The 24,123-nt window shown below is 54.5% G+C and carries 19 protein-coding genes; 8 read left to right on the top strand and 11 right to left on the bottom strand.

Going from position 1 to position 24,123, the window contains the following annotated elements:
* Nucleotides 1–11 precede the first annotated feature (11 nt).
* From J2I46_RS05150 to J2I46_RS05185, 9 genes are all read right to left on the bottom strand, one after another.
* Nucleotides 12–383 carry a phytanoyl-CoA dioxygenase family protein gene (locus J2I46_RS05150; protein WP_229379510.1) on the bottom strand — a complete coding sequence of 124 codons (372 nt, stop codon included), beginning with the start codon at nucleotides 381–383 and terminating at the stop codon, nucleotides 12–14.
* The gene (locus J2I46_RS32795) at nucleotides 383–547 is read right to left on the bottom strand and encodes a hypothetical protein (protein ID WP_229379512.1); all 165 of its coding nucleotides are present in this window, start codon (nucleotides 545–547) and stop codon (nucleotides 383–385) included. The genes J2I46_RS05150 and J2I46_RS32795 overlap by 1 nt, the downstream gene beginning before the upstream one ends.
* A gap of 62 nt (nucleotides 548–609) precedes the next feature.
* Entirely contained in the window at nucleotides 610–897 is a 288-nt protein-coding gene (locus J2I46_RS05155) for a hypothetical protein (protein WP_207327846.1), read from the bottom strand.
* 126 nt (nucleotides 898–1,023) lie between these two features.
* Complete coding sequence (locus tag J2I46_RS05160; protein WP_207327847.1) at nucleotides 1,024–4,359, bottom strand: UTP--glucose-1-phosphate uridylyltransferase; 3,336 nt, start codon at nucleotides 4,357–4,359, stop codon at nucleotides 1,024–1,026.
* A gap of 143 nt (nucleotides 4,360–4,502) precedes the next feature.
* Nucleotides 4,503–5,459, bottom strand: coding sequence for a UTP--glucose-1-phosphate uridylyltransferase (locus J2I46_RS05165; RefSeq protein ID WP_207327848.1), 957 nt, complete (start codon nucleotides 5,457–5,459; stop codon nucleotides 4,503–4,505).
* Between the two features lie 369 nt (nucleotides 5,460–5,828).
* Nucleotides 5,829–7,955, bottom strand: a complete 2,127-nt coding sequence (locus tag J2I46_RS05170; protein WP_207327849.1) for a xanthine dehydrogenase family protein molybdopterin-binding subunit — start codon at nucleotides 7,953–7,955, stop codon at nucleotides 5,829–5,831.
* 141 nt (nucleotides 7,956–8,096) lie between these two features.
* Nucleotides 8,097–9,101: an FAD binding domain-containing protein gene (locus J2I46_RS05175; protein WP_207327850.1), complete on the bottom strand. Its 1,005-nt coding sequence runs from the start codon at nucleotides 9,099–9,101 to the stop codon at nucleotides 8,097–8,099.
* Nucleotides 9,102–9,120: 19 nt separating this feature from the next.
* A complete protein-coding gene (locus J2I46_RS05180; protein WP_207327851.1) occupies nucleotides 9,121–9,918 on the bottom strand; it encodes a 2Fe-2S iron-sulfur cluster-binding protein in 798 nt (265 codons plus the stop codon).
* A 163-nt stretch (nucleotides 9,919–10,081) separates the two neighbouring features.
* Entirely contained in the window at nucleotides 10,082–12,763 is a 2,682-nt protein-coding gene (locus tag J2I46_RS05185; RefSeq protein ID WP_229379513.1) for a glycoside hydrolase family 78 protein, read from the bottom strand.
* Between the two features lie 27 nt (nucleotides 12,764–12,790).
* Here J2I46_RS05185 and J2I46_RS05190 point away from each other — a divergent pair, with 27 nt between their 5' ends.
* The 5 genes from J2I46_RS05190 (at nucleotide 12,791) to J2I46_RS05210 (ending at nucleotide 16,782) form a co-directional block, all read left to right on the top strand.
* Nucleotides 12,791–12,994, top strand: a complete 204-nt coding sequence (locus J2I46_RS05190; RefSeq protein ID WP_207327852.1) for a hypothetical protein — start codon at nucleotides 12,791–12,793, stop codon at nucleotides 12,992–12,994.
* A 71-nt stretch (nucleotides 12,995–13,065) separates the two neighbouring features.
* Complete coding sequence (locus J2I46_RS05195) at nucleotides 13,066–14,073, top strand: SDR family oxidoreductase (protein ID WP_207327853.1); 1,008 nt, start codon at nucleotides 13,066–13,068, stop codon at nucleotides 14,071–14,073.
* A gap of 171 nt (nucleotides 14,074–14,244) precedes the next feature.
* Entirely contained in the window at nucleotides 14,245–14,766 is a 522-nt protein-coding gene (locus J2I46_RS05200; RefSeq protein ID WP_310588989.1) for a dihydrofolate reductase family protein, read from the top strand.
* 109 nt (nucleotides 14,767–14,875) lie between these two features.
* Nucleotides 14,876–15,910 carry an SDR family oxidoreductase gene (locus J2I46_RS05205; RefSeq protein ID WP_229379517.1) on the top strand — a complete coding sequence of 345 codons (1,035 nt, stop codon included), beginning with the start codon at nucleotides 14,876–14,878 and terminating at the stop codon, nucleotides 15,908–15,910.
* A 68-nt stretch (nucleotides 15,911–15,978) separates the two neighbouring features.
* Nucleotides 15,979–16,782 carry a helix-turn-helix domain-containing protein gene (locus tag J2I46_RS05210; RefSeq protein WP_207327854.1) on the top strand — a complete coding sequence of 268 codons (804 nt, stop codon included), beginning with the start codon at nucleotides 15,979–15,981 and terminating at the stop codon, nucleotides 16,780–16,782.
* Between the two features lie 34 nt (nucleotides 16,783–16,816).
* Here the strand turns inward: J2I46_RS05210 and J2I46_RS05215 are convergent, their stop codons facing one another.
* Complete coding sequence (locus J2I46_RS05215; RefSeq protein ID WP_207328125.1) at nucleotides 16,817–17,542, bottom strand: NUDIX hydrolase; 726 nt, start codon at nucleotides 17,540–17,542, stop codon at nucleotides 16,817–16,819.
* 206 nt (nucleotides 17,543–17,748) lie between these two features.
* Here J2I46_RS05215 and J2I46_RS05220 point away from each other — a divergent pair, with 206 nt between their 5' ends.
* The 3 genes from J2I46_RS05220 to J2I46_RS05230 all read left to right on the top strand — a co-directional run bounded on the left by J2I46_RS05220 (nucleotide 17,749) and on the right by J2I46_RS05230 (nucleotide 23,401).
* Nucleotides 17,749–21,198: a ThuA domain-containing protein gene (locus J2I46_RS05220; protein WP_207327855.1), complete on the top strand. Its 3,450-nt coding sequence runs from the start codon at nucleotides 17,749–17,751 to the stop codon at nucleotides 21,196–21,198.
* Between the two features lie 52 nt (nucleotides 21,199–21,250).
* A complete protein-coding gene (locus J2I46_RS05225) occupies nucleotides 21,251–21,655 on the top strand; it encodes a hypothetical protein (protein WP_207327856.1) in 405 nt (134 codons plus the stop codon).
* A gap of 180 nt (nucleotides 21,656–21,835) precedes the next feature.
* Nucleotides 21,836–23,401, top strand: a complete 1,566-nt coding sequence (locus J2I46_RS05230; protein ID WP_207327857.1) for a M81 family metallopeptidase — start codon at nucleotides 21,836–21,838, stop codon at nucleotides 23,399–23,401.
* Between the two features lie 12 nt (nucleotides 23,402–23,413).
* Here J2I46_RS05230 and J2I46_RS05235 read toward each other — a convergent pair whose 3' ends face one another.
* The gene (locus J2I46_RS05235) at nucleotides 23,414–24,079 is read right to left on the bottom strand and encodes a hypothetical protein (protein ID WP_207327858.1); all 666 of its coding nucleotides are present in this window, start codon (nucleotides 24,077–24,079) and stop codon (nucleotides 23,414–23,416) included.
* Nucleotides 24,080–24,123: the final 44 nt, after the last annotated feature.

Here is a 24,123-nt window from a genome sequence, read left to right on the forward strand (position 1 = left end):
TTGCTGGCTATTCAGCCGGTACTCCCGGCTCCTGTTCCTGCTCGAATGGCAACTTCAACAGGCGTATACCCCGTTGCTGAACCCGAGATGGTCAGTTCACCCTGAAGTAGCAGCGGTGGCTGCGCCAGAAACCGGGGCTCTGTGCCGCGATGCAGCTGTGCAGCATGAACCAGAAACGGATGACATAGATATACCGTCCCCGCGTTGCCCGTGGCCAGGGCTTCATCTCGATCGGGCAGTTCACCCAGCTTACCGGCCAGTTCCATGAATGACAGGCCCGCGTCACCGGCCAGATGTAGTAACGCGGCCACGTCGCGATGGGAGCCGGTACGGATACGCGTAGGAGCATCCTGTTCGCTACAATCGGAGAAGAGAAACAACATCAACAAGGCTCGTCCTCTCGAAACAACGTTGACTCGCCAGTCGAGATAATTGGCGGGATGGTTCGGGCGGCCTGTGCCACTTCTGCCGGAAAAGCATCGTCGATGCGCACAAACCCATCCTGAATGAACTGCTCAATTTGTTGGAAACTCAGCTCCGCCTGCATACGATGAACACTTTAGTGACAAACGTACCCGGGCATAGACAGGGCAGCTAATCATATTGCACTTATTCAGTATAGCTAAACCGGATAATTACTGGCTCGGTGTCGGTAGCTCCCTCGTAGAGCGGCGGGTCGGTCAGTTCGTCGATGGTCAGATCTACGGGGGTACGTCCCGATTCGCTCACGGCCTCTGTGGCAACGGTTTTAGCCACCTGATGAATCAACGCCAGCCGCGAATAAACCGACCCTGATGACGAGCGGGCCGCACTAACCTGACTGAGCCGGTCACTGAACAGATGAGCCGGCACATCGATGGTCTGCTGCCGACGGTAGGCACGTTGTTCCTCCTCCATATAATGTATAAACGGCCATTGGCCTTTCCTAGTTTACCCCGAAACGCGAACGCCCCCCTGCCTTGCTTTTGCCAGAGCATCAGCAATCAGGGGGGCGTCGATCAGTTTACAACCAGCCCGAGTTGGTTATGCAAACGTACATAACGTAGCTACGTAGTCTTTGCTGCCGTCGGTAACCCAGGCATCCAACTGGGCCGGGTCTTTCAGCTGCTGCCCACGGAACCGGGGCACCACCATATACCCGCACTTAACATCGGTCAGGGCCGACATATCGCTCCACAGCTTTTCGATTTGGGCTACCGGGTAAATATCTTCCTGCCCATGACCCCACCGGTATTTAACGTCTTTGAGCGTCACATAGGTCGGAATCCGATGGGCCACGCTCCGCACCGCTTTGGCCAGCTGTGCCTCGTCGCCGGTTTGCAGATCGTCGCGGGTCAGGCCAAACAGTTGAAGCAGCGGGTCGATCTGGATCCAGGTCGTATTGGAGTTGTAATAGCTCAGGTTCAGCTCGTCTTCTTCGCGCGGTTGAGCCAGCCCCTCCAGCAACCGGACATGCCCGTTTACACGCGCCAGTCCGCCCCCACGATCCTCGATCCGGCGCGGCACGACTTCAAACGTGAGCGCATTTCCCGATTCAAGATGGTGACCCAGCGCCGCCGGATCAACGTCGGCACCGAGGGTATCGATGTTGTGCAGCATCAGCGTTTCCACCTCCGGGTGTTCGGCCAGCAGCTTCGCCAGCGTGCCGTTCCGCAACAGGTTCGAAACCTCATACCAATGGCCCAGGGGCGAAAACCGTTGCGCCGCAATATTGTCTACATAATCAGTGCCCTCTCCTTTCAATTTGGCCCAGTTGATCATCGACTGCCGAACGGCATCGCGCACCTTCTGCTTGTTCTCATCCAGTGTTTCCTGCGGTGTTTCTTCCCACAGGAAACGCAGGTCGCGTTCCATCGGCACAAACCGCTGCCCGATAGACCGCCCCGGCGACAGGTACGTTGCCCCCGGATACCCGAAGTTGCCGGTCTGTTCCAGTTTCTTCCGAATTGGTTCGTGGGTCATGTAGCTGGTTGCAACGATGTGCGGAATAGTAACGCCGTAGGTCTCGGCCAGCTTCCGCGTCTTCGCCAGGTGAATTTCCAGGAAGCTCCGATGTGCACCGTCGAGTTCAACGAACGGGTTGATGGTTTTGATCACGCCAGCACCTTTCGTCCAGCGGCTACCCACACCGGCACCAAGGCTCAAGACGGCCACCTTACCTTTCCGAATGGCTTCTTCACCCACCCTGGCCGAGGTCGCCGTGGGGTCGAGTTGCACAATATCAGCCGCCTGCACATCTTCAATTGACGTGTCGACCGGCAGTCGGTTCCGCGACAAACCAATGCGCCCGCGCTGAATCTCTTCCCTGATCTCTTCGTGCTGGATGTAGTCGAAGCCGTTGTCTTTCTTGATCCGGTCGGCCTTTTCGTTCTCTGCACTCCGGTTACCCTGTGAAGAGGGATCCGATACGTTGAAGAGGTTGCTGATGATCGTCCGCAGCAACGGATACGCCTGATTATTCCGTTCGCAATGGGTTGTAAAGAAATCAATTTCCGCCCGGCGTCCGTAGGGAATGGAGGCAGGATCTTTCCGCACCAGCTCCGACACGTGAATCCCGTAGTACGGCTCCGGCATCAGGGCGTCGGTGCCTTCTTGCAGCGTTGCCCACGTACCGCGGGGGTTGATGCTCCAGTTATACACCACTGGTTCCATGGCAAACGGCAGCGAATCAGACAGTTCGCTCTTTGTTTTCCGCAGAATCTCCAGCACCTGCAGCTTATACGCCTCATACTTAGCCGGATTAACGAACATACCCATGCCGCCACCCGACATGCCGCCGAGCATCAGGAAGCCGTAATAGTCGTCGCCAAACTGCTTTTTGGCTTTGGCAATAATCTGTTCTGTGAAGTAGGTCGACGCCCAGGGAATAATCGTTTTGATGGGCCCTTCCCAGTTCCGGGCTGTGTTGGCCCCCAGTTTCCGGATATCCCCTTCCTTGATGGCACCCAGAATATTATCGAAAATCTGGTTTGTCTGTTGGCGGGCAACCCATTCCTTATCGCCCCGGAGCAGGTACTTTTCGGTAACCATTTCCAGAATAGGGCCAACGTTCGACGCCATGCCGCCGTGCATGAGCACCAGCGAGTTCATGATCTTTTCCTGAATGTCGGGATGTACATCGTCGCCCTGCAACACCCGGTGGCGGGGCAGCAACGTACCCCGGCTGATCCCATATTCGGGGTCGCCTTCCTGCGCAAACGTACCCTGAATGGCCTTGATGCCCGGCCAAACGCCCCCCGAATCCTGCCAGCCGCCACCGGAGCCGCCGATCCACTCGCCCAGAATAGCGCGCGAAGCAACAAGCCGCCGTTCGCTCTCTTCCAGACCGCCCTCCAGGTTCCGGGTTTGGCCCGTGGCCCGCATCAGCAGACTGATGATCGAGCCGAGCAGGTTGGTCGACACCGCAAAGCGGGACCCTTTCGGAATGTCATTCACTTTCGTGACCAGTTCAATTCCCATACCCGGCGCAACGATCCGGGCCAGAATCTCAGGCAACGCCTGATTCGTCCCTTCAAACGAGGGCGGAATCAGGCCGGAAGCAATCACTCCTGCTTTGACCAGACTCAGGTAATCATTGCCAAAATTGAACAGATCGCCCAGGTCGTGAATATCCTTGGTAGTATTCAGGTCAACGCTTGTCAGGCGCAGAACGGGTTCCGAAATTACCCGCACGTAGCATTCCAGTGGTGGCCTGATATCCTTATCGCGCCCGAAAACGCCCAGATCGATGGAGATGTTGATAACGCGGGCGCCTTCGGGATAATCCATACCCAGAAAGAAAATGTCCGACCAGCCACTGTGGGTCAGGTCCATCCGTACCGACGTCTGTTCGTGCAGAATAGGGTAAAAAAGCGAATTATCAGGCCGTTGCAGCAGCCTGGGCTGAATACGGATCGGGTGTTCGGTCTGATGCCCAACACGGAACATCCACTGGTTTCCTTTGCTCGACCGCACGCTTTTCCTGACCTGATCGGCCAGGATCTGAAACGACAACTGATGGTAGCTGTCGGCCAGGGCACTGAACAGCGTAGCGCTTGGCCCGTGCATGTCCAGATCCTGCAGGAACCGCACAATAGCCTGTTCGAACCGGCGCGCCAACAGGTCTTCAAAACCGGCATAGGGAATCTTGCCAATAGCTGGCGTTTCCGGCGCGTCGGTCAGCGAAAAGCGAAACCCGGCCGACAGAAAGAGAATAGCCCTTACTTTATCGTACAGGTTCGGCGTAGACTTGCGAAAATCATCGAGTTCCCGCAGCGCTTTTAGCAGACTACTGGTAGAAAAAGAACGGCTAAGATCGAAAAAGGAGCGATTACGCACGGCCGGATCAGCCGACGTGATGGTTTCTATAAAAACATTCATGGTTTGAACAGTGCCCCGCAGCGGCGGACCGTCCCGCCCTAAAGGGGCCCCGCTGGCAAGTCAGTAGTTGTGCGTCAGCAATAAGGTTGGGCCGGCAAGCCCCCTTTAGGACGGGGGGCTATACCAGCGGGAAATAGAAACGTTTACACCAGTTGCGCTTTTCGTGCGTTTGCCTCTGCCAGCAACTCCACCATGGAGGTGAGTGTCTCGTCGTGGGCTTCGCCCGCCAGGCCGAGGGCCATTTGTGCCCGGAGCAGGCCCGTCCGGCCACTCAGGTCGTAGCGATTTCCTTTTACTTCCAGCGCCAGGTACGTCTCAGATTCGGCCAGTTCCTGTAGCGACGGCGTCAGGGGTGTGTTACTACCACCCTGCGCAATGTGCTTCTCAAGGAGGCTAAAAACGGTTGGGGTAAGCACGTGCATCCCGAAAAAACAGAGGTAATAACCCACCCGCAGCCCTGGTGTTTGCAGTTCCAGTTCGGCCACGCTTAACGATGGTTTTTCAATCAGTTTTTCAATCTGATACACCCCGCTCTTGTTGGGTACGTGCTTGCCTGTAACGGTTCCGTAGCGGCCAATCTGGTGTTCAATAGTTGGGTTAACGGCTGATACGGAGCAGTTTTCTTCAACCGCCAGTTCGATCAGCTGAGCCGCACAGCGTTTGCCAATCAAATTCGACACGTAGAGATAATCGCCCAGTAACAGCAGGAAAGGCTCATTGTTGACAAAGTCCTTTGCGCAGTGAACGGCATGTCCGTAGCCGAGTGGTTCGGGTTGTTCAACAAATTGGGTGCGGCTGATGAGGTGGTCGATCTTTTCGGCCTCCTGCCGCGCCCAGTCCACATTTTTGAACGATTTAACCAGGTTGTCGCGCAGCGACGTGAAGGCGCTGATGTAGCGTTCACCATCGCCGGGGGCACACACTACGCAGATTTCGTCGATACCGCTAAGAAACGCCTCTTCGGCAATAGCCTGAATAACGGGTTTATGCAGACCGTCGGTGTCGATAACCGGCAGCATGGCTTTCTGGATGGTATCGGCTACCGGATATAATCGTTCGCCACGGGCAGCAGCGGTAATAACAGCTTTTCTTATTTTCATTAGGAACGGACAGCAAAGACAATTGGATGCCCAAAGTTTGCCAAAAGAACGCAATTAAACGACCTGCTACCGGAAGTAACTACCTTATGGCTTATCATAAATACCTATATACGTTCATTCAACCCGGTGCAATACTGCAAAAGTAGCGGCAGTAACCGGGTCCAGGCCCGTTGGGATTCATACATGATGAGCAGTATCTGCCTGGCCAGAGAGACACACCGGCGTAGTTCATCCAGACTTCTGTCAGGGACATGACAGGACGTGTTTTCATGAACCCGACTCGTCTTGTTTACCCACATCAGGTCTCTGGCGGGGCGGCAAAACACCGAACCTGAACCGTTTAAGCAGTTTAAGCCTGAAAACCAACAGTTATATCAGCTTGTCCGGGGTGATCGGCAACTCGCGGACGCGTTTGCCGGTGGCGTTGAAAATGGCATTGGCGACGGCAGCGGCCACGCCGACAATGCCCACTTCTCCAATGCCTTTAATGCCCATTTTATTGGCTTTCTGATCGTCTTCGCGAATAAAAATGGCGTCCATGTCGCCAATATCGAGGTTTGACGGGACGTGATAATCGGCGAAGGAACGGGTAACGAAATTGCCTAACCGGGGATCGAGGATCGACTCTTCGGTCAGCGCCATGCCGATGCCCCAGACGTTGCCGCCGATGATCTGCGAACGGGCTGTTTTCGGGTTCAGGATGGTACCGGCTCCGGTCACGGCCAGAAATCGATTTACTCTGACCATTCCCGTAAACCGGTTCACGGCCACTTCGGCAAAATTGGCGTTGAAACTGTGGGCCGAATACGCCTCCGCACTTTCCAGCGGTTTGGCATCGACCCGCGTTTTGTATTCGGTGATCTTCTCCGACAGCATCATCTGCGAGGCCGTTGGACGGGCAAAAAACTGCTTACCCGAGCGCGTGATCAGTTCATCCGTAATTTTCTGACAGGCATCGTTCACTGCGTTGGCATAGCTGGCCGCACCTACCGAGCCAACGGCACCGGCGGCGGGGGGCAAATCAGAGTCGCCAATAACCACCGTCACATTCGTGAGAGGCAAATCGAGTGCATCGGCGGCTGTTTGGGTCAGAATGGTGTACGTACCTGTGCCCAGATCAGCGGCAGCCAGTTCAATGGTGGCCGTAACCTCATTGCCGGTCCGTTTAAGCTTCACCACCGCCGAGGTTGGGCGCTGATGGGCCGGGTACGTTCCCGCAGCTACGCCGTAGCCGATCAGGTAGTTTCCCTGCAGGTTCTGGCCCGGTTCGGCCTTCCGCTTTTCCCAGCCAAACGCTTTCGCCCCTACCTGAAGACACTCAACCGCTTTCCGCGACGACCACGGTTTACCGTTCGACGGGTCACGGGCGGGTTCGTTTTTGATGCGCAGCTCAATTGGGTCCATCTTCAGTTTGTGGGCCAGCTCGTCCATCGCCGACTCCAGCGCGAAACTACCGGTCGATTTTCCGGGCCCGCGTGTGTAGGTGGGCAAGATCACGTTCATGGGCACAACCCGGTAGGTAATCAGCGAGTTGGGTACGTCGTACATGATCTTCGAGCAGTCGCCGCAGGGTTCAACGAACTCACTTTTAATGGCGGCGTGCGTCGTGATCTCGTGTGCCAGCGCCGTCAGTTTACCGTCCTGCGTGGCAGCCAGACTTACCTTCTGCAAGTTCTGCTGACGTAACCCTACCGAGTTCACCATCTGTTGCCGGGTCAGGGCCAGTTTTACCGGCCGATTCACCTGTTTGGCCGCTATGGCCGTGAGTACCAGATTGGCCCACTGCCCACCTTTCGAACCGAAACCGCCGCCAATGTACGGCGTAACGATACGCACCTGTTCTGGCTTGATATTAAGCGTATTAGCCGCCGACGTCTGTGCTCCGTTGACAATCTGCGAGCTGTTATAGAGCGTTACACGGTCGCCATTCCACTCGGCGATGGTGGCATGTGGTTCCAGCGGGTGGTGGTGCTCAATGGGTGTGCTGTATGTTTCCTCGACCTTATAGGCTGCCGAACTCAACGCCGCTTTGGCATCGCCCCGGCTGGCATCGGCTTTGTCTTTCTCTTTAGGCAGAACAGCATTGGGCGCCAGTGTCTCGAAGTCGACTTTAGGCTCTTTTTTATCGTAATCTACGCTGATCAGATGGGACGCGTGCCGGGCCTGCTCGAAGGTTTCGGCCACAACGATACCGATGTGCTGGCCGAAAAACTCGACTTCCGGGCTTTGCAGCAGTGAACCACCGCGCAGACCACCGTTGACGTTCAGCTTCGGAGCGTTTTTATGGGTGATCACCGCCAACACACCGGGTGCTTTTTCGGCAACCGACGTGTCGATGTTCAGAATCGTTCCGGCGGCAATGGTGCTTTTAAACAGAACGGCGTAGGCAAGATCCTTAACCGGGTAATCGGTTGAATAAGCCGCCTTGCCCGTCACCTTGGCGATGCCGTCGATCCGGCTGATGGGCGTGCCGGTTAGTTTGTTTTTGTCCTGCATGGTGTTGGTTGAGTGGTTATCTGATAATTCGGTTCATTGGTTAACTAGGTGACTGGTTCGTTTTTGTGACTGGTAACGTACCCGGGCTTAAAGCGCGAAGTGAAGCCGAAAAACCAAGCAACCAATTCACTACTCAACCAATCAACCAACTCCGTTCAATGCCGTTTGTAACGCCAGCACAATGCTTCGTTTTCCCAGCTCCACCTTAAACTTGTTGTGTTCCAGCGGTTTAGCGGCGGCCATTTCTGCTTCGGCGGCCAGCCTGACATTCGCTTCAGTCGCCTCTTTACCCACCAGCATTTTCTCGGCGGTCAGTGCGCGCCATGGTTTATGGGCCACGCCCCCCATCGCAATACGTACCTGAGTAATCCTGTTTCCCGCCATTTCCAGCCCCACTGCCACCGACAGCAACGCAAAGGCGTATGACGCCCGGTCGCGCACTTTGAGGTAATAGGCCTTGTCGGCAAGCTTGCTTGGGGGCAACTCAATAGCGGTGATCAGTTCGCCCGGTGCCAGATTCGTGTCCTGGTGTGGAGTATCGCCGGGTAATCGGTGAAAATCAGCAAACGCAATGGCGCGTTCCTGCCCGCCTACATTCCTGACCTTCACAATGGCATCCAGCGCTGCCAGCGCTACAGCCATATCAGACGGGTACACGGCTACACATTTTTCAGACCAGCCGAAGATGGCGTGCAGGCGGTTAATGCCTTCCAGCGCGCCACAGCCCGTGCCCGGCTCACGCTTGTTGCAGGGCATCGAAACCTCATAAAAATACGGGCACCGGGTACGTTGCAGCAGGTTACCGCCGTTGGTGGCCATGTTCCGAATCTGCCCGGATGCGCCCGCCAGAATAGCCTGTGTCAGCAGCGGATATTGCTGCCGAATAAGCGGATGGTTGGCAGCATCAGTATTCTTCCCGAGCCCGCCAATGGAAACGCCCCCCTGATTAGGCCCGCTGGTGATCGTTTTGATGGTCGTTAACGCCAGCCCCGAAATATCAACCAGTTCGGCCGGACGTTCAACGTCTTCCTTCATCAGGTCGAGCAGGTTGGTGCCGCCAGCCAGGAATTTCGCGTTTGGCTTGCCAGACAGCATGTTCAGCGCCGTAGTGGGGTCGCTGGCCCGGTTGTATACAAAGGGTCGCATAGGTACGTGAGTAAAAAGGTTAGGCCGAAAACCGGAACGTTTGCTCGACCGGTTTTCCATGTTGAACTTCCTGCACGGCCGCAACGATGTTGGCGTAGGCACCACACCGGCACAGGTTTCCCGACATCCGCTCCCGAATTTCCTCTGTTGATAACTGCAAAGGGGCAGCTTTTTTGCGGACGTCCGCCGTCACGTAACTGGCGTCACCTCGTTTTGCCTCGTCTATCAGTGCCACCGCCGAGCAGATTTGCCCCGGTGTGCAGAATCCACACTGAAAGCCGTCGTGTTTCAGAAACGCTTCCTGTACCGGATGCAGCCGAACCGTTGACCCACTTCCCTGCGCGAGGCCTTCAATTGTCTGTACGGTTTTACCCTCGCAACTGGCGGCCAGAGTCAGGCACGACAACACCCGCTGTCCGTTCAGGATCACCGTACAGGCTCCGCACTGGCCGTGGTCGCAGCCTTTTTTCGAGCCAGTCAGTTCCAGCCGTTCCCGCAACGTATCCAGCAAGGTCATGCGCGAATCGACCAGCAGTTTGCGGGCCGCACCGTTGACCTTAAAGGCTACGTTTACGCCATTTTCGACCGAAGCAGGGGCTAATTCCGCTGATGTTGGCAGGCCGATCGGTTTAGTGAACAGTTGCTCAGCCACTGCCGACTGAGCAGCCAGCAGGCCGCTACCAGCCAGTGACATGAGCTTCAGAAAATGCCGTCGATTTACCCCCGTATCGAGAATGTCGTTCAGGTCTTCAGGCATCAGATCCTCAAACAGTTTCTTTTCATCGTCCGACAATTCGGGGACCTCGTTCTCGTCCATGGGGCAGTTGGTTTAGGAAAAACAGGAACTAACCAGCAACGTACCTGAGTGCGTTTTTCCGTACAGATGTTCACTAAAAGTAACCGCTTTCCGGCCCCTATTGTTATCAGCTGTTTTGGGGGCGGTGTGGCTTCACGTACGTGTTGGGAGTAAAGCTCTGCAGCTAGCGAATATCGAACTGATACGTACCTGCTTCCAGTTTATGAGTGGCTGGTTCACCCGGCAGCTTTAGGGTTGCCGTTGAATTTGGCGGGATGGTCACACGATAGTGAACGGCTTTTCCTGAGCGGTTCCAGGCAGAAGAAATGGTGCCGTACGGACCGTCATGAGAGGCCTCGAAGTGGTCGAGGCCCGTTACGAAATGCGGTTCCAGCAACACGTTCTTAAAGCCCGGTTGGGTGGGATCAGGTTTAAGGCCTCCCAGGGCTTTATAATACCAGGCACCGATCTCGCCGAACATGATGTGGTTCATCGAGATATCGCTCGTTGCGTCAATCGGCCAGTTTTCGTACAAGGTTGTTGCGCCGTTTCGTATCCACCAGCCCCACGAGGGGAAGGTCTCCTGCGAGGCCACGGCGTAGGCCAGATCAGACTGACCATTGTCACTCAGGGCGTTCAGAATCGTTTTTGTACCCAGCAGGCCAACATCGATGTGGTTATTATCGGCTATCACCCGCCTGGCCAGCGTGGCAGCCACTTGGCTCTTCCTGTCATCCGGCACCAGCCCCCAATGCAGCGCCGCGCTGAGTTCGGTTTGCAGGCCGCTGCCGTAGCCACCCGATTGCCGGTTCAGGTATCTGGCGTTAAAGGCATTCCTGATTTTGGCAGCCAGCGCAACGTACCTGGCAGCATCGGCTGGTTTACCCAACAACGCCGCCACCTTCGCCACAATCGATACGTCGGTGAAATAATAAACAGACGAGGTGAACTCGACCGGCGTTTTCGATTTAACCGGCACCCAGTCGCCCAGGCCCCAGGTGGTCAGGCCAGACGGGCTCAGCTCCGTGATGTGATCGACGTAGCGTTTCATGTTGTCATAATTATCAGCCAGGATCTTTGTATCGCCATAGAACAGGTACACATTCCACGGAATGATCGTGATGGTGCTGGTCCAGTCGGGGCCGTTCCCCCATTCGTAGCCCCAGCCTCCGGTCGGAATAATGGACGGTAACACCCCGTTGGGCTGTTGTTCGTCGCGGTGATCGGCCAGCCATTTTTCATAGACGGTGATACCATCGAAGCTGTACAAGCCCGTTTCACTGGCAATGTGGGCGTCGCCCGTCCAGCCGTTCTTCTCACGCTGCGGGCAGTCGGTTGGGTAGCCGAACAGATTGGAGAGGTAGGAACTGTTGGTGGCCGCCCAGATTTTGTTCAGCGTTAAATTCGCCGATGTTACCTGACCAACCACAGGTACGTCGCTGTGCATGAAATAGCCCGTCAGTGCATCGCGGGTCAGTTCCATTGGGCGGCTGGTGGTCACTTCAACATACTGAAAACCCTTGTAGTTGAAATGCGGCATAAAGGTTTCCACGCCTTTGCCACCCAGAATGAACAGATCTGTCTGAAACGGATCAGACGTACCTACGGGCCGGAAATGGGCGTCGATGTTGGATTGATCGACCCGGCCGTTGGGATACAGCCGTTCGGCATGTTTCAGCCGGAAGGTCGTACCGGCCGGCCCGCTGACGCTGAACTGGCTGACGCCGGCAATTGTTCGCCCCAGATCGTACACAAATACCGTGTCGTTGATTTTGGTGATGCTTCTGGCCGGAATCGCCTCTACGTTCCGAATCGGGTGCATAGCCTGCGCCACAATAGTTGGTGAAGGCGACGCCCGATAGATCACGTCTTTCCAGGTGGAGTCTGAAAAACTGGCCGTGTTCCAGCCGGGCTGCTCCATGCGGGCGTCGTAGTGTTCAGCCGTATATATGCTATTGAAAACGATTGGGCTAAGGCTCGTTTTCCAGCCTTTCCCCGACGAAACCAGTTCGACGGATCCGTCGGCATAGGTGATGCGCAGGTCCAGGCAGAAGGTGGGCCGTGCCCGCCACGGCGCTTTATGAAAATCCCAAACGGCGGTTGACTGGTGATTATACCAGCCATTGCCCAGCAACACGCCAATGGCATTACTACCAGCGAGCAGTTGGCTGGTTACGTCGTAGGTTACGTAAAGGGTGCGGCGATCGAAGCGGGTGTACATGGGGTCGAGCCGGTGGTTGCCTACTTTCTGCCCGTTCAGGTACAGTTCATACAGCCCACCCGCAGCCACATAAGCCCGTGCCGATTTGATGGCTTTGGTTGTTTTGAAGGTTCTGCGGAAATATGGCGCGGGTTTTAGGTCCACATCGTTACGGTCGCTAATCCAGGCACCCTGCCAGTTACGGCTGTTCAGCATGCCGGTTTCAAAGTAGGCGATAGCCGATGTCGACGGCTTCCCGTCTTTATCCCACACCTCTACCCGCCAGAAATACCGCGTAAACGGTTGAAGCGATTTCCCGGCGTATGTGACCAGTTGTGCATCTGAGGCTAGTTTTCCTGACTGCCAGCCAGCGCCTGTACCACGGGCTACCGCCAGTGAATCGGTACCAACAAGTAGGTGGTAGGCCGTCTGTTTCGCTCCTTTTCGAACATCCACCAGCCGCCAGGTAAATCGAGGCGCAGGAGCATCGAGCCCAATTGGATTGACCAGGTGTTCACATTGGAGGCCAACGGGCAGGCAGGGCGGTGCGGCCTTGCTCGCTGCCGAGGCGAGCAAGGCGAGTATAACAACTGGAACAAGTATGATGGTGTTGAGCAGCGGCCGCCTGGTCATAGAATAACGGGTTGATGGAGTGAGTCCCGTCATGCAAAGCGATCGGTTACCGTATTTTTAATGCTTCCCGCCCAAACTTCCCGGCACAACACCCGAGGAGCTTACTTCCTTCCCTCTGCGCCCCTGCTCCACCACCCGGCGGTCAGTTCGCTGGTGGCAACGCATTCAGGTACGTACCTGGGCGTAGTCTGTGCCATAGGCACACTAATTCGACTTACTGACGTAAAAAAACGTGAGTCAGCTAACCTTGACGCGTCATATTAGTTAGTCAACAATATCGATAGACAATAACTACTACATATCGATACACTTTTATTCAACGACAGTTTACAACCATGAACAACGAGAATCAACTTAGCAGACGCCAGGTCATTGGTGGCCTTGGCGGCGGTTTAGCCACCGTCATTGCCACACCCGTGTTAGCCACTTCTCAACCAGAGCCCATGAATACCGTTGCACCAATTGCCCTCGAAGATCCAACATCGAAATACCCCAAACCACCATTTAAAGAGCAGCCGCAGCCCTTTCCGGGTCTGGCCAGCAAAATGGTACCCCGCCCCGATCATGGCGAAACCAGCTACAAAGGATCAGGCCGTCTGGCAGGTCGTAAAGCGCTGATTACCGGTGGTGATTCGGGTATGGGTCGGGCGGCGGCCATTGCCTATGCCCGCGAAGGAGCCGACGTGGCCATCAACTACCTGCCCGCCGAAGAGCCCGACGCTAAGGAAGTGATTGCCCTCATCAAAGCAGCCGGCCGCAAGGGAATTGCCATTCCCGGCGACATTCGCGACGAAGCGTTCTGTAAACGGCTGGTCGATGAGGCTGTAAAAGGGCTGGGTGGCCTGGATATTCTGGTTAGTAACGCCGGGCGGCAGCAACAACGCGAATCAATCCTTGACCTGACTACGGAGGATTTCGACGCGACCATGAAAACCAATATCTACGCGCCTTTCTGGATTATCAAAGCCGCGCTGCCGCATATGCCCGCCGGGTCGGCCATTATTGGCACCACCTCAGAGCAGGCCTACGACCCCTCGCCCAACCTGTATGATTATGCGCAGACCAAGGCCGCCACGATGAACTACGTAAAATCATTAGCCAAGCAGCTTGGTCCAAAAGGAATACGGGTCAACGGCGTAGCTCCCGGCCCCATCTGGACGCCCTTGCAACCTAGCGGCGGTGCCACGCAGGAAAAAGTAAAAACCTTTGGTAGCGATACCGTCTTTGGCCGCCCCGGACAACCCGCCGAGCTAGCCTCAATCTACGTACAGCTGGCCGCCAGTGATGCCAGCTTTGCCACCGGTCAGGTCTACGGGTCAGCAGGCGGTAAAGGACAGCCATAAGATTAAGTCGCGGTTCGTTTTAACGTACCGGGAAGCCGCGTTTAGCTCCTGCTGACGCGGCTTTTACTTTTTCCGACTAGTCCCCTTTTTGCATCGGTGGCGAACATGTGGGTTTATGAACAGAACAAATCGATGCTGATGAGAACGTTAAAATTACAGGTATAAGCCACCGTGGATGGCTTTATGGCTGGCCCCAACGGAGAAATGGACTGGCTGACCTTTGGCTGGACAACCGACATCGGCCAGTACGTAACGGCCCTGACTGAACCGGTGGATACTATCCTGCTGGGTCGGAAGCTGGCGCAGGGCTTTATTCCGCACTGGGCGTCTATCCCGGAAGCGCCGGGGGCCGACAAAATGAACGGGTCAAAAAAAGTCGTTTTCACCAAAACGCTTACCGAGTCGGTGTTGGACCATACCGTTTTGGCCACTGGCGATCTGGCTACGGAGGTCAACGCGCTGAAAAACCAGCCGGGCGGTGATCTGATCGTTTACGGTGGGGGTACGTTCGTTTCATCGCTGATCGACGCCGGTCTGATCAACGAGTTTCATCTGTTTATCAATCCGGCCGCACTCGGCAATGGTATGGCCATCTTCGGTGGGTTGGATACTACCCGTCAGTTAACGCTGGTTCAGGCAAAAGCCTTCGATTGCGGTATCGTTGTTCTTCAGTATAAGCCGAAGCGAGACTAATATAGTGCGCATTCTGAACGTGTCAACAAAGCAAGATTGGACGTTTCAACAAAGTTAGTCGCCGCGTTTCGCCTGTCCTTTGTGTCATTAATCGACAGACTAAATAACAATGGACAATTCAGACAAAATGGTACTCGTTACCGGCGGAACGGGCTTTGTTGGCGTGCACTGCATCGTTCAGTTACTACAGCAGGGGTATACTGTACGAACGACCGTTCGCTCGCTTAAACGCAGGAACGACGTTCTGAATATGGTCGAAACGGCGGGTATCCGGTCATCGGGCAGGCTTACGTTCATTGAGGCCGATTTACTGAGTGATACCAACTGGGCCACTGCGGCAGCCGGCTGCACCTATGTATTGCATGTGGCCTCACCTATTTTTCTGAACGTACCTAAAGACGAGAACGAGCTGATTCGTCCGGCGGTCGATGGCACCATCAGGGTACTGGTAGCCGCTCGGGACGCAGGCGTAAAACGGGTGGTTATGACCTCAAATTTCGGAGCCGTTGGGTATAGCCATACCGATACGACCAAAATCATTACTGAAGAAAGCTGGACCGACCCAGCGGAAAAAGGTCTTTCAGCCTATAACAAATCTAAAGTGCTGGCTGAACAGGCCGCCTGGAACTTCATTGAACAGCAAGGCGGAAATCTGGAACTGTCGGTTATCAATCCGGTAGGCATCTTTGGGCCATCGCTCGGTCCCGAGCTGTCAAGTGGATTCGAACTCCTACAGAAAGTACTCGACGGGTCCATGAAGTCGATACCCAATATTACACTGGGCATTGTGGATGTTCGTGACGTAGCCGATCTGCATATCCGCGCAATGACCAGCCCGGCCGCAAACGGGCAGCGATTTCTGGCAGTGGCTGGCAAAACGGTGTCATTACCGGAAATTGCCCGGCTATTTAAGGCCGAACTGGGCGATGCCGCATCGCGTGTTTCGACCAGAAAATTACCCGACTGGGTAGTCAGGGTCGCTTCGTTCGTTAGCCCCACCGCCAAGAGTATCCTCCCATTACTTAGCCGCTACAGAGATTCCAGTAACGAGAAAGCCAGGCACCTGCTTGGCTGGGCACCCCGATCGAACGAAGAGGCCTTACTGGCCACAGCAGTCAGTTTAATCGCCAATGGAAAGGTATAAAGCCGCTGGTTAAAGCATCTCATTTACCGCTGATTCCTGTTTACCCTCTAAGTTGTGCAAATCGCCGAATGACGTTTTCGACCATATCCTCCTGCTACATAAGCCCGACAATTTCCGATAATCAATTCATTCCGGAACATTTCTTTCTTTACCTGGCAACAGGTTGTATGTCAGCATTTGACGGGAATACCGAATATTCTCTTCAGGCAGGCGACTACGGACTGGCCGTGCGGAACGGGCTGGCCAAATACAGCAAGCAACCAGACCAGGGGCGGTTTGAAAAAGTAGTCATCTTTTTTGATCAGGCGTTTCTGAAAGCGTTTCAGGTACGTTATGCCTATGCATCAGAAGGTCGCAGACCTGCCGGATCGCTGGTAAAACTAACCGAAAATCGATTGGTACACCACTTTGTTCAATCGTTGACACCTTATCTGAATGGCGATGGCATAATCAGGCCTGAGTTCAGTGATATAAAGCGAAGCGAACTATTGGTGATTCTGCTGAATGAGCAGCCAGCCCTCGCCTCTATCCTGTTCAATTTCGGCCATCCGGAAAAAATCAATCTCGAACAGTTTATGAACCTCCATTACACGTTCAATGTGAGTATCGAGCGGTTTGCTTATTTAACCGGGCGAAGCCTATCTGCATTTAAACGTGACTTTGAGCAGCTCTTCCACGAAACACCGAGCCGCTGGCTGGTAAAAAAACGTCTTCAGGAGGCTTACTTTCAGTTGGAAAGAAACGGCAAAAAACCGTCGGAAATTTACCTCGATCTTGGCTTTGAGGACCTGTCGCATTTTTCGTATGCTTTTAGGAAACAGTTCGGCCACTCGCCATCTACCGTAGCCAAACGAGGGGCGACCACCGATTAGCCCCTGAATGCCATCCTGGGCTCAACAGCATGCGCTACTGCTGAAACCGATAGAGGTAAGGTGCTTTGTTGGCGGCACCCGTAAACTTCTTTTCCAGCCGTTCAAGCACGTTCAGGTCGAGTATCTTCTTCTGGAAGTTGTTGCGGGGGAAGGGCTTGTCGAAAATGGCTTCGTACAGTTCCTGCAATTCCTTCATGGTAAACGTTTCGGGCAGCAGATTAAAACCAATCAGTTTCTGATCCAGGTTCAGACGGAGTGTTTCCAGCGCCTTTGCCACCATTTCGTTATGGTCCATGATCAGGGTAGGTAGCTGCGTAATCGGGTACCACTCGATCGACTCGTCAATCTCATTCTTTCGGGGAATTACCTTGTTGATGTCTACCAGTGCGTAGTACCCGATCGAGACAAACCGGCGGGTGATCCATTCCAGTGCTTTGCTGTTCAACCCCCGTTCAACCAGTTTATCCCCGTTCAGGCTGATGAGACGTTCAAGCACCTGCGCATTGCTGCGTTCAGCATCGCCAAAAACACAGAACTGGTCGAGATAGATAGTCTGAATGCCCGTTCGTTCTTCCAGAATACGCCGGGCGGCCTGACCGATGCCTTCATCCTGCCCGATATAACCGCTGGGAAGCGCCCAGAAATCACCCCTGAAATCCATTTTAGGCACCAGCACATTGAGTTGTTTTTCCCGATAGCCGAAAATGACACAGTCGATTGATAACTGTTGAATATAGTCCTGTTCGTTCCGGGAATACATGTAGTGGTTTTCTGCTGTAACTGATTGGTCGGTTGGCAAAGATAGCCAGGATACCATGCCAGCCTCCCGGATTGATTTACTGGTATGAACTGTCTCGTACATGGTACAACGGCTATATAAAGTTGTATCAAATTTATTGTCTAACTCTTAGACAATAAAGAATTTTTGCCTTTACTTTGCTTAAACGAGTAAACTTTCCAATCTACATGCGAGAAAAGTCCTTCAAAATCAGCCTGCTGGCGTTGGGTTTGTGCCTGCTGGTTCAAGCAGCTTTTTCCCAGGCGCCTAAACGCAGCGTGCTGGTCTTCAGCAAAACGGCAGCCTTCCGGCATCAGTCGATCGAAGCGGGGAAGAAAGCCCTGGCCAAAATGGCCGCGGATAAAGCATTCGAGGTGCGTTTTACGGAAGATGCGTCGCAGTTCTCTGACGCTAACCTGAGGCAATTCAACACCGTTATTTTCCTGAATACGACCGGCGATGTGCTTAATAACGAGCAGCAAACGGCTTTTGAGCGCTACATCCAGGCGGGTGGTGGGTACGTTGGTGTTCACGCGGCAACCGATACCGAGTACGAGTGGCCGTGGTATGGCAAGCTGGCCGGCGCCTACTTCCTGGACCACCCGATGCCCAACAACGTGCAGAAAGGGAAGTATATCGTGACCATGAAAAACAACTGGGCCACGCAGGGGATGCCCGACGAGTTTGAACGCAGCGATGAGTTTTACAGCTTTAAAGACATTTCGCCGAAGATCAATGTCGTCCTGAAAATCGACGAAAAAAGCTACACAGGAGGCAAGAACCCTGATTTCCACCCGATGAGCTGGTACCAGGAGTTCGACGGGGGCCGTTCGTTTTACACGGCCATGGGCCACACCGACGAATCGTTCGCAGAACCGCTGTTTCTGAACCACCTCTGGGCTGGCATCAACTACACCTCGGGCGGCGATGCCCCAAAACCGTTGAACTACGCCAAAGCACGGCCAGAAGAAAACCGGTTCAACAAAGCCATTCTGGCCGAGAAACTGGATGAGCCGATGGAACTGAGCGTGCTGGGCGACGGTCGGGTTCTGTTCATTCAGCGTAAAGGCGAAGTGCGGCTCTACAACACAAAAACGAAGGAGCTCAAAACCATCGCTACGCTTCCGGTCAGCACCAAATATGTAAGCAAAGAAGGCAAAGAGTCGATGGGTGAAGATGGGCTGATGGGCCTGAGCAAAGACCCGAACTTTGCCCAGAACCACTGGCTGTACCTGTACTACTCTGATCCGAAAGAGTCTAAAAACGTCTTGTCGCGCTTTGAACTGAAAGGCGATGAGCTGGTGATGGCATCGGAGAAGAAGATGCTCGACGTACCTACGCAACGGGAAGAGTGCTGCCATACCGGCGGCTCAATTGCCTGGGACCGCTCGGGTAATCTGTATCTCTCGACGGGCGATAACACCAACCCGCACGGCTCGAACGGCTACAGCCCCAGCGATGAGCGGGAAGGTCGCAGCGCGTGGGATGCCCAGAAATCGTCGGCCAACACCAATGACCTGCGGGGCAAGATCATCCGCATCAAACCACAGACCGACGGAACCTACACGATCCCGGAAGGCAACCTGTTTCCAAAAGGAACGGACAAAACCCGCCCGGAAATTTACACCATGGGCCACCGCAATCCGTTCCGTATCTCGGTCGATCAGAAAACCGGGTACGTCTACTGGGGTGAAGTTGGTCCCGACGCGGCCAAACCAGCTGCCGACCGGGGTGCCGCTGGTCATGATGAGGTAGGGCAGGCACGCAAGGCCGGCAACTTTGGCTGGCCGCATTTCGTGGGTGATAATAAAGCGTATTTCAAGTATGACTTTGCCGCGTCGAAGTCGGGTGTGCAATGGGATGCCAATGCGCCTTCAAACACGTCGCCGAATAACACAGGCCTGAACGTACTACCAGCGGCCCAGAAAGCCTTTATCTGGTATCCGTACGACGCCTCGCCCGAGTTTCCGCTGGTGGGTGCCGGTGGCCGTAATGCCATGGCAGGACCGGTCTTTTACGCCGACAATTTCAAGAACGCCCCCAACGCTTTCCCAAACTATTACGACGGAAAACTGCTGACCTACGACTGGATGCGCGGCTGGATTATGGCCGTAACCATGGACAAAGACGGTAACTACCAATCGATGGAGCGATTCATGCCAAGCTATAAATTCAGCAACCCGATGGATATGGAGTTTGCCGACAACGGCGACCTGTATATGCTCGAATACGGCTCGGGCTGGTTTACGGCCAACGATGATGCCCGACTGATTCGGATTGAGTATAACGGCGGCAACCGGAAACCGCAGCTTCAGGTGGCAGCCAACAAGATGGGGGGGTCGGTACCGCTGAACCTTAGCCTTAGCTCAAAAGGAACAACCGATGCCGATGGTGATGCCCTGACCTATTCGTGGAAAATCACATCGAAGAATGGGTTTACGAAACTCATCAACACGCCCGAGGCTAACCTGACGCTTGCGAAAGCGGGTGTGTATAAAGCGGTGCTGACAGCCAGCGACGGAAAAGGAGGTATTGCTTCTCAAGCAATGGATATCACCGTAGGCAACGAAGCACCCGTACTAACGGTTGATCTGCCCGGTAGCAACAAATCGTTCTTTGCGGCCAACAAATCGTTTAAGTACGCCGTAAAAGTGAGTGACAAGGAGGACGGCACGCTCGGGAAAGGCATTGATCCCGAGCGCGTTGCTGTCAATATCGATTACATGCCCGAAGGCTTCGACAAAATAGCCATTGCACAGGGCCACCGGTCGGCCGACGCCACTGCGCTGTTTGCCGGTGGTAAGAAACTGATCGAAGCTAGCGATTGTAAAGGTTGCCATAGCGTAAATAAGAAGTCGATCGGGCCGGCCTACATGGATGTGGCGAAAAAGTACAGAGATGACAAGTCTGCCCTGGAGCGACTGACCAAAAAAGTAATCTCGGGCGGTAGTGGTGTTTGGGGTGAAACGGCTATGGCTGCTCATCCGCAACTGTCGGCAGCCGATGCGTCGGAGATGGTCAAGTACATCCTGAACGTATCGGCCGACGCTGCCAGCAGCAGTGCATTGCCGTTGACTGGCAGTTACACAGCCAACCTGCCTAAAGATGACAAGGGAAAAGGCGTTTACATAGTACGGGCCTCGTATGAAGACAAAGGGGCAAAAGGTCTGCCTTCACTCCGGTCAGAGCAAACGTTTGTATTGCGGAACGCCAAGGTTGACGTACACGGTTTCGATACCTACGACAACGTAAACAAAATGTCGTTCGGTGGTAATAACCTGGCCATTCCGGCCAAGTCTGGTGCGTATATGGTGCTGAAACAGGCCGACTTAAACGGGCTAACTGAACTTCGATTGATGGCCATGGCCCCCAAACCGCAGCTCAACGCAAAAGGTGGTAAGGTTGAGGTGCGTTTGGATAGCCCTACCGGAAAAGTTGTGGGTGAGTCGTCGTTCCTGGAACCATCCGACAAGCTCGACTTCAACCCGTCGGCCCTGAACGTACCCCTCAAATTGCCCGTTCCGTTCGATAGTAAACCGCACGACGTGTACCTGGTTTTTGTCAATCCGAAAGATCCGCTTGGCAGCCTGATGGTTGTGATGGGGGTTGAAGCCATTTTATCACCAACAGCCCAGTAACACACACATTTCCCTTTTCTATCTCTCATTTTCCAGTCAACTCGTTCGCATAATGAAAAAAACAAGCATTATCCTCGCTTTCCTGCTTTTGGGCGTAGCCTACAGCGGCTTTTCGCAATCAACCAGCCCGGCCGCATCCACTGTGGCGGCTACTCCCGCTGACTTTTACGCCGGAAAATGGGAAATCGGGATCGCGGGTACACCAATGGGCGACGTAAAACTCCTGTCGACGCTGGTTCGTAAAGACGGTAAACTAACCGGTGATTTGACCAATACTGCCGATGCCGCCGCGCCGAAACTGCCGATTACGAAGATCGACGAGAGCGCCAACAAGCTGGTCATCTATTTTGACTCTACCCAGGCCGGAGAATTGGCTATCGAACTCAAAAAGGTTGATGACGACAATCTGAAAGGTGCATTGATGAACTTCGACGCCGTTGCCAAGCGAGTAAAATAAACAGCACACCCGGAGCCGACAGCCCGGCAGCAATAAGGAGCCTCCCGTTCAGTGGTCAGCAAACTACTGAACGGGAGGCTCTTGTCGTATAGGGAAGGCGGTGACAATGCCAGCTTACATAGGAACGGAGTTGTTGCATTGATGCACTGGAAAGAACGGCCGACTCAGTAACTTGGGGGCATGAAACATGTCGTGCTGGGGCTTATAGCCTGTTTTTCGGTGACTACGTCGAGCTTCGCTCAATCAACTTCAGGTACGTTGCCGCGCATTGCCATTGCCGGACTGGGCATTGAATCCAGTACGTTTTCACCGGCGGTTACCCAGGAAGAAGCCTTTCACGCCCGCTATAGCGGCGAGGTATTCGCCGCCTACCCGTTCATGATGGGCGCGGCACCGCTGCGAAAACAGGCGAAGTGGTTTCCTACGGTGGTTGGCAAATCATTGCCGGGCGGCATTGTGGCGCGCAACGCGTACGAATCGCTGGTGGGTAAGATGCTGGATTCGTTGAAAAAATACGGGCCGTATGATGGCCTGTACTTCGATATTCACGGGGCGATGAGCGTGCAGGGGCTCGACGATCCAGAAGGCGACCTGATCACCCGGATCCGGAATGTGGTGGGCTATAAAACGCTCATTTCCACATCGATGGATCTGCACGGCAACGTGTCGGAACGGCTGGCCCGGAACACCGACCTCATGACTTGCTACCGTATGGCCCCGCACGAAGACGCCATGCAAACCAAAGAACGGGCGGTAACCAACCTGCTTGATCGGCTCAAAAGCGGTAAAGGCAAACCCGCCTACAAAGCCCTTATTTCGGTGCCGATTCTGCTGCCGGGCGAAAAAACGAGTACGCGCATTGAACCCGGCAAAAGCCTCTACCAACAGGTAACGCCCCTGGCTGATCATCAACCCGGCGTAGTAGACGCAAGCATCTGGATCGGGTACGCCTGGGCCGATGAGCCGAGAAACCACGCCGCCGTGATGGTGGTTGGCGATGACAAAACGAAGGTGACCCAGACCGCCGAGAAGCTGGCCCGCGATTTCTGGACGGTCCGGAATCAGTTTGACTTTGTTGCTCCCACAGGTACGTTGGCCGACGTACTGACCAAAGCCATTGCCAGCCCCAACCATCCGTTTTACATCAGCGACACTGGCGATAACCCAACGGCTGGTGGCGCCGGCGACGTTACCTGGACGATTACAGAGATTTTGAAACGGCCCGAATTCCAAAAAATAGATGGCCCTTCGTTGATCTACGCCTCCATTCCCGACCCCGCCTTCGTCGACAAAGCAGTGGCGGCGGGTGTGGGCGGTCAGGTTTCAGGTACAGCTGGCGCTATCGTCGACCATCGGTTTGCGCCGCCGGTGCCGTTGCGCGGCATAGTAACGGCCATTCAACGCGGCGATAAAGACGCCGAGGTAGAAGTGGTGGTCGAGGTGGGCAGCGTGTCCGTTATCATAACCAGAAAACGGAAACCCTACCACGAAGAAAAGGATTTTACCAGACTGGGCCTCAACCCACGAACAGCCGACATTGTGGTGGTGAAGATCGGCTACCTGCAACCCGAACTCTACGACATGCAAAAAGACTGGATCATGGCCCTCACCCCCGGTGGTGTTGATCAGGACCTGTTCCGGCTGCCTTATAAGCGTATTCAGCACCCGATGTTCCCCTTTGATAAGAACATGAAAACGCCCGATCTGTCGGCGAAGCTGGTGCCGCTCTCAGGTACGACTAAGTAATGACGCACCCTTTCAAGGTCTACTAAAGCGCTCATAAACAGTAGTAATAGACACCTCTTTTACGCCCGATCGTGTGTAAAGCCGCCGTTTAGTGATCACGCGCAGGCGCTCATTGCCATCAACGGTAACCAACTCGGGACGTACCCACCGATACGGATTGTCAGTTGCATCTGGCAGTACAGCCAGTTGCCGCAGATCCGATGAGAGAGTAAAATTCCGATAGGTCCCCTGAAAATCGTACTTGACCACCAACTCCGGATTGTAGTTGATCAGTTCACCACCGTCCCAAACCTTTCCGGCTCCGATCCGAATAAACTGTTCAGGCCACCACTGCACGAACAGAAAGTTGGGCTTGGGCGTAGCAGGCGACGGCGCATGAAGGGTTAGTTCAACAAAGTACCGGGTACCGGATTGCTGGGCCAGTTCAGTCATTTCGTGCAACAGGTCAGCCGAAGCAGTGCCATCCAGATCAATGTCTACGGGCTCGCTACTCACGGAACTGATCACCTTATACTTACCCTGAAACTGCTGCTGGAGGGCCGTGACGTTCTCGCTTGAGCTCACTGCTGTTGGGCCACCTGTGGTGGGCGTTACGACAGAAGCTGACGGTGCCGGGCCAGGCGAGCAGCTCATACTACCAGCCACAATCATCAGTGTGGCAAGCAACTGGTTTTTCATGATCCGTTAAGTTTATAAGGTCAAATGTAAAAGATCACCTCAGT

Origin of the sequence: Fibrella forsythiae, from assembly GCF_017353175.1 — a bacterium.
GTDB lineage: Bacteria > Bacteroidota > Bacteroidia > Cytophagales > Spirosomataceae > Fibrella > Fibrella forsythiae.